This is a genomic window from Streptomyces sp. NPDC093510, from assembly GCF_040683555.1.
Taxonomy (GTDB): Bacteria; Actinomycetota; Actinomycetes; order Streptomycetales; family Streptomycetaceae; genus Streptomyces.
Map to the genome: position 1 here is coordinate 142079 of NZ_JBFBEE010000014.1, position 12738 is coordinate 154816.

10 protein-coding genes are annotated in these 12738 nt (G+C 69.8%); 8 read left to right on the forward strand and 2 right to left on the reverse strand.

Translation table 11 applies throughout. The features are described 5' to 3' along the window. Positions 1–477 precede the first annotated feature (477 nt). From AB0N81_RS23420 to AB0N81_RS23450, 7 genes are all read left to right on the forward strand, one after another. Positions 478–1932 carry an RICIN domain-containing protein gene (locus AB0N81_RS23420; RefSeq protein WP_365361324.1) on the forward strand — a complete coding sequence of 485 codons (1455 nt, stop codon included), beginning with the start codon at positions 478–480 and terminating at the stop codon, positions 1930–1932. Then, on the forward strand, positions 1929–2852 hold the full coding sequence (locus AB0N81_RS23425) for a glycosyltransferase family 2 protein (protein WP_365361326.1): 924 nt from the start codon (positions 1929–1931) through the stop codon (positions 2850–2852). The genes AB0N81_RS23420 and AB0N81_RS23425 overlap by 4 nt, the downstream gene beginning before the upstream one ends. Next, positions 2849–4258: an NAD(P)/FAD-dependent oxidoreductase gene (locus tag AB0N81_RS23430; RefSeq protein ID WP_365361328.1), complete on the forward strand. Its 1410-nt coding sequence runs from the start codon at positions 2849–2851 to the stop codon at positions 4256–4258. Before AB0N81_RS23425 ends, AB0N81_RS23430 begins: the two co-directional genes overlap by 4 nt. After that, positions 4251–5669 carry an aspartate aminotransferase family protein gene (locus AB0N81_RS23435; RefSeq protein WP_365361330.1) on the forward strand — a complete coding sequence of 473 codons (1419 nt, stop codon included), beginning with the start codon at positions 4251–4253 and terminating at the stop codon, positions 5667–5669. The genes AB0N81_RS23430 and AB0N81_RS23435 overlap by 8 nt, the downstream gene beginning before the upstream one ends. Continuing rightward, positions 5666–6052 (forward strand): hypothetical protein, encoded by a 387-nt coding sequence (locus tag AB0N81_RS23440; protein WP_365361332.1) that lies wholly within the window; start codon positions 5666–5668, stop codon positions 6050–6052. The genes AB0N81_RS23435 and AB0N81_RS23440 overlap by 4 nt, the downstream gene beginning before the upstream one ends. Continuing rightward, positions 6049–7533, forward strand: coding sequence for a GMC family oxidoreductase (locus AB0N81_RS23445; protein ID WP_365361334.1), 1485 nt, complete (start codon positions 6049–6051; stop codon positions 7531–7533). The genes AB0N81_RS23440 and AB0N81_RS23445 overlap by 4 nt, the downstream gene beginning before the upstream one ends. 77 nt (positions 7534–7610) lie before the next feature. Further along, positions 7611–8777, forward strand: a complete 1167-nt coding sequence (locus AB0N81_RS23450) for an MFS transporter (protein WP_365361610.1) — start codon at positions 7611–7613, stop codon at positions 8775–8777. Positions 8778–9831: 1054 nt separating this feature from the next. Here AB0N81_RS23450 and AB0N81_RS23455 read toward each other — a convergent pair. Further along, a complete protein-coding gene (locus AB0N81_RS23455; RefSeq protein WP_365361336.1) occupies positions 9832–10140 on the reverse strand; it encodes a hypothetical protein in 309 nt (102 codons plus the stop codon). A 71-nt stretch (positions 10141–10211) separates the two neighbouring features. Then, positions 10212–11231: a hypothetical protein gene (locus AB0N81_RS23460; RefSeq protein ID WP_365361338.1), complete on the reverse strand. Its 1020-nt coding sequence runs from the start codon at positions 11229–11231 to the stop codon at positions 10212–10214. Positions 11232–11563: 332 nt separating this feature from the next. Here AB0N81_RS23460 and AB0N81_RS23465 point away from each other — a divergent pair, with 332 nt between their 5' ends. Next, the gene (locus tag AB0N81_RS23465) at positions 11564–12460 is read left to right on the forward strand and encodes an MBL fold metallo-hydrolase (protein WP_365361340.1); all 897 of its coding nucleotides are present in this window, start codon (positions 11564–11566) and stop codon (positions 12458–12460) included. Positions 12461–12738: the final 278 nt, after the last annotated feature.

A 12738-nucleotide genomic window follows, 5' to 3' on the forward strand; every position in this document is an offset into this window, starting at 1 on the left:
GCCAACCTCGGAAGCGGAGTTGGGATGAAGCTCCGTGACAACACCGGCATCCCAGCTGCCTGCCCGCACGCGGTACAGCGGCGCCCGGATGCCCCATGTGCGGCTGGAGCCGCACCGCCGACAACACGGCTCCAGCCCGCGCCCTCCTGAGGGAACTCCCGCGTCCCCATGGAGGACGGTGCGCGAGAGTCCGACGAGAACTCGTCTCTCCTCTTGCTCCGGGCGGCCGCCGTCACCCGAGGGGGCGGCGGCCGCCACGTCTCCACGCTACGCCCGTGCCGCCCGCCTCCCGGCCGTCCGGGCAGAGAATCACGGGCGGGCACGCCGAGCGAAAGATTCGTTCAACTCCTTGACCCAGCAGCCGAGTTCTCGCAGACTTTCCGCCAACCGCTCGTGTTTACGTAAACATGAGTAGGCGATGTTTACGTAAACGTCGGCTCTCCCAGACCGTCGACCCCCCATGCGAGGTATCGCGCCATGCGACTGAAGTTATCCACAACGGCGGCCGTACTCTCCGCCGTTGTCGCCCTCCTGCTCTCCCTGTCGGCCGTCGCGGGGACCGCCCGGGCGGATCCGGCCACCATCCCCAACGGAACGCAGTTCACCGATCCGAACGGCGAGCCCGTGAACGCCCACGGCGGCGGCGTGTTCAAGGTGGAGAACCACTACTACTGGTTCGGCGAGAACCGGAACACCGACAACAGCTTCCGGTACGTATCCGCGTACCGCTCCACCGATCTGAAGACGTGGGAGTTCCGCAACCACGTGCTGACCGAGAAGAGCGATCCGGAGCTGGCGGGTGCCAACATCGAGCGGCCGAAGGTGATTTACAACAAGTCGACCGGCAAGTTCGTGCTGTGGATGCACAAGGAGGCCAGCCCCACCGACTACGGCGAGGCCCGCGCCGCCGTGGCCGTGTCGGACACCGTCGACGGGGACTACGCCTGGAAGGGGAGCTTCCGGCCCGAGGGCCACATGTCCCGTGACATCACCGCCTTCGTCGACACCGACGGCACGGGCTACATGATCTCCGCCGCCAACGAGAACACCGACCTGCACATCTACCGCCTCACGGCCGACTACACCGGGATCGACGCCCAGGTGCAGAAACTCTGGGCCGGGCAGTCGCGGGAGGCGCCCGCGATGTTCAAGCGCGACGGGGTCTACTTCCTGCTCACCTCCGGCTCCACGGGCTGGCCGCCCAACCAGCAGAAGTACGCCACCGCCGACAGCATCACCGGCGAATGGAGCGGCCTCAAGGACGTCGGTGACTCCACGACGTACCGCAGCCAGACCACCTTCGTGTTGCCGATCCAGGGCAAGAAGGGGACCAGCTACATGTACATGGGCGACCGCTGGGCCGGCGCGTGGGGCGGCAAGGTCAACGAGTCGCAGTACGTATGGCTGCCGCTGGAGTTCCCCACCAGCACCACCATGACCATGGGCTACTCCCCCGAGCTCACCATCGACACCGCCGCCGGCACCGTGACCGGCCTCGACGCGAAGTGGGAGGCGCTGTCCGCCCGCAACAGCGGCAAGTGCGCCGATGTCACCGGCTTCGAGACGAAGGACGGCACCCCCGTCAGTCAGTGGAACTGCGGCGGTGAGGTCAACCAGCACTTCTGGCTCAAGGAGCTTGGCACCGGTTACGTCCAGATCATGGCCCGCCACAGCGGCAAGTGTCTCGACGTGAGCGACGCCTCCACCGCCGACGGCGCGCGGGCGGTGCAGAACGCCTGCGACGGCTCGACGTCCCAGCAGTGGAAGGTGCAGGAGTCCGACACCAGCGACTACGTCCACCTCGCCGCGCGGCACAGCGAGAAGTGCCTGGACGTCGCCGAGTGGGGCACCTGGAACGGCGCACACCTTCAGCAGTGGAGCTGCAACGGCGGCGACAACCAGAAGTGGCACCGGATGGCGACGACCCGATGATCAGCATCGTCGTCCCCTGCTACAACGAAGCAGAAGTGCTTCTGCACACGCACGAACGGCTGAGCGCCGCGGCAGACAAGCTCGACGCCGGCCACACCGAGATCGTCTACGTCGACGACGGCAGCGCGGACGACACCTGGAAGATTCTGTTGTCCCTCGCCCAGCAGGACGATCGCGTCCGCGCCATCAGGCTGAGCCGGAACTTCGGCCACCAGGCGGCCTGTCTGGCCGGTCTGCGGTCCGCCGGCGGGGACGCGGTGGTCGTCATCGACGCGGATCTGCAGGACCCGCCCGAACTCATACCGGAGATGGTCGGCCTCTGGCGGGACGGGTGGGCCGTGGTCTCCGCCAAACGCCGTCGGCGCGCGGGCGAGACCGCCTTCAAGAAGGCCAGCGCCTACGTCTTCTACCGGCTCCTCAACGCGCTGTCCGACCACCCGCTCGCCCTGGACACGGGCGACTTCCGCCTGCTGGACCGCGCCGTGGTGCGCGGTCTGGCCGACCTGGACGACAGGAACCTGTTCCTGCGGGGCGCCATCAGCTGGTTCGGCCACCCGGAGACGAGCATCGAGTACGACCGCGACCCCCGGTTCGCCGGCGAGTCGAAGTACACCCTGCGCAAAATGCTCGCCCTGTCCCGGCGCGGCATGCTCGCGGGCTCCGTCGCACCGCTGCGCGTGACCAGTTACGCGGGAGTCTCCGCGCTCGTCGGCGGTCTCGCCCTCTCCTCGGTCCGAAGGACGCCGGGGCCACTGACCCGCTCCTGCGGCTTCGCCATCCAAGCGCTCGCTCTCGGGGTGCTCGGCGAGTATCTGCACGCCGTGCTCCGCCAGGTGCAGAACCGCCCCGACTACATCATCGAAGAACAGTTCACCCGTGCTTCTTGTCCGGTCCCGGTCGTGGAGGGCTGCGCACCATGAACACCCAGATGGAACAGGGCAGCGGGCACGCGCCGGCTCCCGTGGACGTCGTCATCATCGGCGCGGGCTTCACCGGCCTTTCGGCGGCTCTGGAACTGGCCGCGCAGGGGATGCGCTGCCGTGTCATCGAGAGCGAGGACTCCATCGGCGGCCTGGCCGCGAGCTTCGCCGTCGGCAACACCAGGCTGGAACGCTTCTACCACCACTGGTTCGCCTCGGACGGCGAAATGCTGCGCCTGTGCGAGCAGTTGGGCATCTCCCACCTGGTCGAGGCGCACGAGACCCGTACCGGTGTCTACTTCGCCAACTCGGTCTACCGGCTCTCGGCCCCGCTGGACCTGCTGCGGTTCGCCCCCTTGCCGTTCGTGGACCGCATCCGCCTCGGACTGCTGGCGCTGCGCGCCCGCCGCGTCCGCCACTGGCGCGAGCTGGAGGCACGGACCGCCCGTGAGTGGCTGATCTCCCTCGGCGGCCGACGGGTGTACGAGGTGGTCTGGCGCCCCCTGCTGGAAGGGAAGTTCGGCAAATACGCCGACCAGGTCGGTGCCACCTGGATGTGGACCAAGCTCCACCTGCGCGGTGGCAGCCGCACCAAGTCCGGCCGGGAAACGCTCTACTACATCAAGGGCGGCTGCGAGGCGCTGCTGACCGCGTTGCACGAGCGCCTCACGTCCCTGGGCGTGGAGATCGTCACCGGCCAGGCCGCCGAGGCCGTCCACTCGGACGAGCGGGGAGTCACCGGCGTCGCCACCGCCGAGGGCTTCCACCCCGCCCGCCAGGTCCTCGTCACCGCGGCGCCACAGATCGCGGCCGGGCTGCTGCGGCACGGCACGGCGGACCACCCCGCCGTGCCGGAGACCCGCCGTCGCTGGGACGCCGTCGACTACCTCGGCAACGTCTGCCTGGTCCTCGAGAACGACAGGAAGCTGTCCGACACGTACTGGCTGAACGTCAACGACCCCGACTTCCCCTACGTGGGAGTCATCGAGCACACCAACCTCGACCGGCCCGAACGCTACGAGGGCCGGCACGTGGTCTACCTGTCCAAGTACCTGCCGACCGACGCCGAGCTCTACCGCATGAGCGACGAAGAGGTCTTCGACCACAGCCTGCCGCACATCCAGCGCATGTTCCCCGACTTCCGCCGCGAGTGGGTCCGGCGCTACCACGTCTGGCGTGCCCCCTACGCCCAGCCGGTCATCACGCCCCACTACAGCCGCGTCATGCCGCCGGTGGACTCCGCCGTCCCCGGCCTCTACCTCGCGGGCATGGCCCAGGTCTTCCCCGAGGACCGCGGCACCAACTACGCCGTCCGGGACGGGCGCCGGGCCGGACGGCTGATCGGCGACCGCGCCGGGGCACCGGCCCGCTCCTCCTCCGACGCCGCCGGGAGCGCCGATGTCTGAACTCCTCACGCTGGACGACTGCGAGAACATGACCTCCGACCGGGTGCACGAGCTGTACCGCGGGCATGTCAGCCGCAGCCAGGTCTCCCTCATCGGCTCCTTCGGCTTCGGCCGCGACCTCGTCGACCACGCGCAGGGTGCGTGGATCCACCTCCGGGACGGACGCCGCGTCCTGGACTTCACCGGCGGGGTGGGCGTGCTCAACCACGGCCACAACCACCCCCGCATCCTCGCCGCAAGACGCCGCTTCCAGGACGCCCGCCGCATGGAAGTGCACAAGAACTACCTCTCGCCGTACGTCGCGGCCCTCGGCCACAACCTGGCCGAGCTGCTCCCGGGCGACCTCAGCATCAGCTACTTCCCCAACTCCGGGGCGGAAGCCGTGGAAGGGGCCGTGAAGCTGGCGTACAAGTACCACCGCGGCCGGCGGGGCACGATCCTGCACACCGACATCTCCTTCCACGGCAAGCTGCTCGGCGCGGGCACCCTCACGGCCTCCCCCGAGATCCACTTCCCCTACCCGCGAATCCCGGGCGCCGACTCCTTCCGCTACGACGACCTCGACTCCTTCAGGCTCGCCCTGGAGCGGCACACGGGGAGCGCGGGGGACTCGGACGTGTACGCGGTGATCATCGAGCCGTTCAGCGCCTCCAGCCTGCGTGAATGCTCACCGGAGTTCCTCCGGGAGGTGCGGCGGCTGTGCACCGAGCGCGACATCGTGCTCATCTTCGACGAGGTCTACACGGGCTGGGGCAAGACCGGGGAGCTCTTCCACTTCATGCACCACCCGGGCCTCGTCCCCGACATCGTCACCACGTCGAAGTCCTTCGGCGGCGGCAAGGCCTCCATCTCGGGCTACATCAGCCGGGAGCCGGTCTTCCGCGCCGCCTACGACAACCTCTCCGACGCCACCCTGCACAGCACCACGTACTACGGATTCGGCGAGGAGACGGCCACGGCCCTGGAGGCTGTCAACATCGCCGTGGAGGAGGACTTCCCCGGGCGGGCCCGCGCCCTGGGACGGCGGCTCGGCGAGGGCCTGCGCGACATCGCTGCCCGCCATCCGAAGCTCGTCAAGAGGGTCGACGGCCGGGGCGCCCTGCACGGTGTCTTCCTCGATCCCGGTTTCCGGCTCCCCGACCGGCTGCGTTCCGCCCTGCCCATCCCCCTGGCCCGGGACCCGCAGGCGATGGAGAAGCTGCTGACAGGCGCCGTGGTCGGCGCCCTCTACCGCGACCACGACGTCCTGACGTTCTTCGGGTCCAACCGTGCCATCGCCCTGGTCGTGTCCCCGCCGCTGGTGACCGCGGACGACGAGGCGGACATGTTCCTCAAGGCCCTCGACGATGTACTGGCCCGGGGCGCCACCCGGTTGGTCACCACCCTGCTCAAGGAAAAGGTCGGCAAGTGAGCCACACCGACGTCCTGACCGCCTCCGGCCTGCCCGCCTGCTGGGCCGCGGAGTACGCGGCAATCCGGCCGGCGGAGGCCCGCGCCCTCGCGGTCCGGCACACCCGCCACACCGTGGCCCGGATGCCGGCCGTCCACCGGCACTTGGTCGCGCTGGCTCTGCGTTCGTTCCCCGTCGCCTTCTACGCCGTCACGCGCAGACGGCCCCGGAACGCGCCACCGGAAGTCGTCCGTGAGGGCATGACACGGCTGCGGCGCGCGCCCGGGTACGCCCAGCTGCTGCGGGCGACGACCGCTCTCGCCCTCTATGGAGCGCTCGACGGCGCACGCGATGCCGCATCCGACGGCGGCGTTCCCTACCGGCGGAAGGGAGAGGCGTCGTGACCAGGCTGCTCAACCGTTCCGGAGGAGTGCCCGTGACCGAGTGCGACGCGCTGGTGATCGGCTCCGGCGCCGGCGGCAGCGTCGCCGCCCTGGAACTGGCCCTGGCCGGCCGGTCGGTGACGGTTCTGGAGGAAGGGCCGCGTGTCACCACCCGGGAGCTGGTCGCCGCATCGCCCGCCGCGTCGATGCGGCGGCTGTACCGCAACGGAGGGGCCACACCCATCCTTGGTGCCCCGCCGATCGCCTTCGCCGAAGGGCGCTGCGTCGGAGGCACCACGGTCATCAACGGCGGTCTGCTCTGGGAGCCCTCCGCGGCGCTGCTCGACCGCTGGGCCGCCTGGACCGGCTACGACGGATACCGCACCCCGTCCCTGGGCGGGCACTTCGCGGAGATCAGCACCCGGCTCGGCATGATCGTCCAGGAGCACGGCGACGGCAACGCCGACTCCCGCCTCCTGGCCGAGGCCGCGTCGTCCCAGGGGTGGCGCTGGCAGCACCCTCAGCGCGTCGTGACCGGCTGTCTGCACCGCAACCAGTGCGCGACCGGATGCCCCAGCGGCGCGAAACAGAGCATGGCCGCGTCCTACCTCCCGCGCGCGGAGGCGCTGGGCGCCGTCATCAGCCCCCACACGCGGGTCGACCGCCTCACCCACGAGCGCGGCGCCGTACGGACCGTCGAGGCGACCGGGCCCGACGGGCGGCGCCTGCGCTACCGCCCCCGCACCGTCTTCCTGGCCGCGGGCGCCACCGGCTCACCCGCACTGCTCCGCCGTAGCGGCATCCAACGACGGCGCGCGGGGCGGGACATGGCCCTGCACGTCAACCTGCGCACCATCGCCCGCTTCCCCCGGCCCGTCGACGCCCAGCACGGCACGATCTTCACCGCACAGGTCCAGGAGTTCTCGGACCTCGGCATCCTGATCATGCCCGCCAACCAGACGGCGGGCAGCCTCGGCGCCGCGCTCGCCGGCCGCGACCCCCGGCTGGTCGACGCCTGCCTCGACGCGCGGGCCCACCTGGCCACGTACACCACGCAGGTACGTCTGCACGGCACGGTGGCGATGACCACGGGCGTCGGCGGTACGCCGTTCCTCCGGCACCGTATGACGGGCGCCGACCACCACGCGCTGCGCCTCGCGTTCCGGCGCACCGCCCACCTCCTCCTGGCCGCCGGGGCCACCGAGCTGATCCCGCCCACGAGCGGCGTCGGCGCCCTGCGCACCCGGGACGACGTCGAGGCGTACGCGGCGCACGTGCGCCCCGCCGACTGGGAACTCGTGTCCGTCCACGGCATGGCCGGCTGCCGCATGGCCCGCCCGGAGCGCGGCGGCGTCTGCGACGACCGCGGCAGACCGCACGGTTTCACCAACCTGCACGTGTGCGACGCCGGCGTGCTGCCCGGAGCGACCGGCATCAGCCCACAGGGAACGATCATGGCCTACGCCCACGAAATCGTGCGCCGACACCTGGAGTCCGCGTGACCGACAGCGCAACACAAGCGGGCCCGTCCACGGCCTCGGCCGACAGTGGCCCCCTTGCGTTCACGGGGGCGGCCGTCGTGGCGTCCTGCGTCGGCTTCGTCCTGATCGGCGCGCTGCAGGCCCTCTACGGACCGGCCATCCCGGCCCTGCGTGACGAGTACGCCCTCTCGCCGTCCGGCGCCGGTCTCGGCCTGAGCGCGCACTTCGTCGGCGGTGTCGCGGGCGTCCTGGTCTTCGACCGCCTGTACGGCCGTGTCGGCAACCGCGTCCTGCTGGGAAGTTCCTACCTCCTCATGGCACTTGGCGCGGTCGGCTTCGCGCTCGCCCCCGACTGGCCCTTCGCCCTGGTCGCGGCGCTGCTCGCGGGGCTCGGCTTCGGCGGCGTGGACTACGGACTGAACCAGCTCTTCGCCACCGGCTTCGGCCACCGGTCGACGGCCATGCTCAACATCCTCAACGCCCACTTCGGCGTGGGCGCCATCCTCGGCCCCGTCGTGATCGCCGCCGCGGGCGCGGACGAGTACACCACGGTCTTCCTCGTCTTCGCCGCGCTGAACCTGCCGCTCCTGCTGTGCCTGAAGGGGATCCGCGACACGCCCCCGCCCCCGGAGGAACCCTCCGCGGCGAGACCGCGTACCGCGGTCCGCACCCGCAGCCTGGCCGCCCTCCTCACCATGTTCGTCGCCCTGTACGTCCTGCACGTGGCCATCGAAGCGGGCGTGGGCGGCTGGGAGCCCACACATTTGGAGACCGTCGGCTACAGCGCCGGATTCGCCGCCACCGCCACCTCGGTGTACTGGCTGATGATGACGGTGGGCCGGTTCCTGGTGGCCCCGCTGGCCCTGAAGGTCTCCGCCCAGACGATCATCACCGTCTCCTGCGCCGGCATGACCCTCTGTCTGCTGCTCGCCGCGATACCGGACGTCGCCCCCTACGCCTACGCGGGAGTCGGCCTCTTCATCGCCCCGATCTTCCCCACCGCGCTGCCGTGGCTGAACCGGGCCGCGCCGCAGGCCGCACGGGCCGGCGCGCTGGTGATCGCCGCGTCCATGGTGGGCGGCGTCGCCGCGGGACCCGTACTCGGCAAGGCCATCGAATGGTCGGGCGTGCGAGCGGTCCCCCTCCTGCTCGGTGCGGCCTCGGCCCTCTGCCTGGCGGCCACTCTGTGGCTGATTCGCGCGACGGGCCCCGCTACGGCCCGCCCGGTGGAAACGACGGGTCCGCCGTCGAAGGCCCCTGGGTGAAACGGGCCGCGCGAGGGCCGGCCCACATGCGGGAGGTGTTCGAGCCGGGGACGCAGGTGCGGGGCGGGCGATACGAACACGTTGTGTGTGCCACACGATGAATGGGGGCCCGTTCGTCAAGGGTAGGCTCCTGGTACGGATGGCGTGGGGTGAGGGTGAGATAGGCGGGTACGGGGTGGGCGGCCACGTCGCGCAGCCACGCCTCAACGCCCAGGGTGTTTTCCAACTCGGCACCGCCGCCAGTCTGAAGGCCGGGGCTGAGCAGAGCTCGTCGCAGCCCCAACAGGAGGTGTTCGGGCACCAAGCCCCCCATCGCAGCGGCCAGCAGGGGTCTGTAGGACCAGGAGTGACCCGCCTGGTGGGAGCGTACGGACAGGCAGGCATCCAGCACCGTGTCCGCATCTGGTGGATCCAGCCAGCGGGACCGTCTGCTCGGCGGCGGAGCGCAGCAATGTGGCGAACTGGTCGGCGGCCTGTGTGCTCGCCCACTCCGGAAGTGTCGGCCGCGGCCCCCACGTCTCGCATTGGGGCAGGGGAAGCGCGGCTTCGCGGAGCCTGCCTGCCCCTTGCCGTGTTCAGCCAGTCCGGATAGGAGCCGCCCCTCAGCAGCACGCGGGCGGTCGCGCCCAGCGGCCAGCGCCGTTGCGCTTTGAACCCGGCCGCATGCCGGAGCGCCAGTGCGGGATTGCGGCGCAGCAGGGCATGGATGTAGGAGGCGGGCGGCACGACGGCGTGGTCGCCTCCATGCCCCGTGAGGCGCAGCGGGGCTCCCCGGGCGCGCGACGCGCGGGAGATGTGCTGCTGGATCTCCCGGTCTCGCAGTGCGGGGTGGGAGCCGCGGGGGGGGGACCTTCCCTGGCGCACGGCACACCTGTACGCCGGTACGCCGCACCGTCCGGGCAGCGTCCATGAGAGCGTCGGCGGCCCAGAGGAACGTGATCCAAGCTGTGCGCTGCGAGTTCAGCTGTCCTCGCTCACGCTCCAGAGGCGGTGGCGAAGTCACGCAACGAGATCTGAGCCCTAGAGGTCACGTCCATAGACGTGACGCTCACCGTCACTCCTGCCAGTCGAGCCGGCCCACTCCCTCAATGTCTCCTCGGGAAAGCTTGAGGAGGGTAGCGATTACCTCATCCCAGGACTCGAGTGTGATGCGACGAGCGGCGATCGATGAATCCTCGACGTTCTCCCACCACAGCGTCCGGTCGGCGAAGACGCTGAGGCACCATTCCGACTCATGCTGCAGCGATACGTCCGGGTGTTCTTCATCCGCCACCGTTGCCAAGCTCGCTACGATTTCTCGGATTTGCGCCTCACTGGGATCACCAATATCTTCCCCCATGACGTCGCGCATAAAGTAGGACATCTATTCACTTTCTACGGCCGTGACGCGGGCGGAGCACCACGGACAGTGCTTGCCCCCGATGTAGTCGACCATCATTGCAAACTGAGTTTGTGCCCGTGGGACACGTCTGCAGCACACACGAAGACATTCAAGGAACCACCTCGCCCCACGGTCACACGCGTAGGGATGTTTGCGTCCGCCACAGCGATGAGATCACGGTCTTCCAAGGGGACCCAGCTACGCGTACCGCCGTCCCATTCGTAACTGGCGATGGTCAACAAGAGCCGCACGGGGGCGCCACAAGAGCAGACGTCTTCGAATGGTCCGGTCACTCCCCATGAGGCATGGCCCCCGACCTTCCACCCTGGTGCAATGGAAAGGTCATGGTGATAGGTGACGACATCGTCCTCGTCGCCGGATTCCTCAGCCTCTTCCTCTCGCTCTTCTTCCCATTGCTCAATTCGATATTGCAGGTTCTCGCTCAGGAGCTCTTGATATTCGTGCTCCGTCACCCTCTCAGGCGCCACCGTGCAGGGCTCGGGCACATACCCCTCGCTGCCGACGACCTCAGGAACCGGATACGTCTCGAGCACCTCGCCGCACTCGCCCGAGTCCCGCCACCGCAGTTGAATGCCCGGAGTGCGTGGGGTGCCATGCGCGTCGAACGGGCACCACAGCACCTGAAGGAGATCACAACCATCGGGGGGCATGAGGCCGGGGACGTCCTTGGCGAACAGTTGGGCCAACGGGAGGAGGGGGGTCTGGTCGGTCTCCTCCATGCCTGGGACGCGATACTCCTGCCGCAGCGACGACAGTGCGGCCAGATCCTCCGTCGAAGGTCCCGTCTCGGGATGGCGCCGCCATGCCTCATGCAGGATGGAACGTTCCTGATGTACGTCATCAACGCGCCGCCCTTTGTCTCGCACATGCGGCTCTTGGCAGATCGGCCACGGCTCGTGTGCAGGCCACAGGAGGGGGCCGCCGATTGAACTGTCAGTCGGCTTCGGTGTTCCGGGACGCGGGTGGAGCCGCGTGCACATCGTTCGGTGGCCGGCCAGTTCGGGGAACTGTGCCTCGACGTCCACCGGTCGCGGCGGGGTGGTACGCGTCATGATCGTCCTTGGAGTCGCAACAACCTTGCCGGATGCGTCGCCGTCACTACCACCCGAGCTGTGACCCGTCAGCAGCAGTCCGGCACTCGCACTGACGGCGATTGCAACAGACAAGAAATGGCGACGCACGTCCGGGTTCCCGGGTACAGGGCTTCTGAGCAGCTCACGCTACCCGCGAAGACTCATTGACATGTGCACCTCATATCGTACGTACGTGTCTCTCAGAGACCCCCCACCCCCCAGAAACAAGTGCCGGCCCCCCTTCTCCTTCTGACCGGGCCCGGGTTACCCCTAGGGGGAGACGAGAGCCCCCCGCAGAAGGCGAGACCGACGTGAACGACCCCCTCCCCCTGCCCTTGACCACCGGCTGGTCCGTGGACGACCGCTGCACCAACTGCGACGTCGCCCGGCAGCTCGCGCCCGACCTGGTCCACGAGGTCGGGCTCCGTTCGGAGGTCGTGCGTCAGCCCCGCGACGCCGCGGAGGAACGCCTGCTGTACGCCGCCGCGTTCGCCTGCCACACCCGCTCCATCCGGCCCGCCTCCGGGCGCCTGGACGAGACGCGCGACCCCTTCCCCCTGCCCGTGGACGACACCGTCCTGTTCTGCGGGCACAACTCCCCGCACACCGCGGGTGCCAACGCCTATCTGCTGCGCCGCCCCGCGGGGAACCTGCTGATGGTGGACACACCCCGCTGGAGCGCGTCGCTGGCCGCGCGGTACGAGGCGATCGGGCCCGTCACCGACGTGCTCCTCACCCACCGGGACCACGCGGCGCACGGCCGCAGGTACGCGGACCGCTTCGGGGCCCGGCTGTGGATCCACGAGGGCGACCTGGACGCATCGCCCGACGCCGACCGCGTCCTGCGCGGCACGGACGCCGTCGAGGTCGCCGACGGCGTCACCGCCCACCCGCTGCCCGGCCATACCAAGGGCAGCGTCCTGTACGTCGCCGACGAGCGGTACTGCTTCAGCGGGGACAGCTTCTACTGGTCGCGGTCGACGGGTGACGTCGAGGTGGCCGAGAGCGTGACGTGGTACTCCATCGAGGAACTGGCCTCCTCGTTGGCCCGCACGGCCGAACGGCTCCGCTTCACGTGGCTGCTGCCCGGACACGGCGACCGCAAGCACCTGCCCGCCGCCGAAATGGCGCGGCGCATACGGGCGTTGACGGCCAGAACGGCGACGCTGCGGCCCCGCCCTGTGGACTTCACCGCCGTGCACTGGTGAGAGCCTGCGCAGGCTCTGAGTGCCGGCCGGCCCCAGGCCGCGTTCGAGCTCGCGCGCAACGAGGTCGGGCAACGGTCGGGGCAGGCTGCGGTGGCGCGGCCGGGTGCGCGGCCCCGGGCCGCCGTCGTCGGGCCCGTGCGGCGGCTCGGCGGTCGATGGCCGGGCGACCCCCTTGGCCTCGTCGGCCGGGACGTAGGACCAGCCGCGGTCCTGCGGCACGAGCCGGAAGGGGACGCCGCGGCCATATCCGGCGCCGGCCACCAGCACCCGCACCTCCA

Bases quoted from the DNA above. Each gene is read 5' to 3' on its own strand.
- AB0N81_RS23430 (WP_365361328.1), top strand. From the start codon at position 2,849: ATGAACACCCAGATGGAACAGGGCAGCGGGCACGCGCCGGCTCCCGTG.
- AB0N81_RS23460 (WP_365361338.1), bottom strand. From the start codon at position 11,231: ATGACGCGTACCACCCCGCCGCGACCGGTGGACGTCGAGGCACAGTTC.
- AB0N81_RS23435 (WP_365361330.1), top strand. From the start codon at position 4,251: ATGTCTGAACTCCTCACGCTGGACGACTGCGAGAACATGACCTCCGAC.
- AB0N81_RS23420 (WP_365361324.1), top strand. From the start codon at position 478: ATGCGACTGAAGTTATCCACAACGGCGGCCGTACTCTCCGCCGTTGTC.
- AB0N81_RS23425 (WP_365361326.1), top strand. From the start codon at position 1,929: ATGATCAGCATCGTCGTCCCCTGCTACAACGAAGCAGAAGTGCTTCTG.
- AB0N81_RS23455 (WP_365361336.1), bottom strand. From the start codon at position 10,140: ATGTCCTACTTTATGCGCGACGTCATGGGGGAAGATATTGGTGATCCC.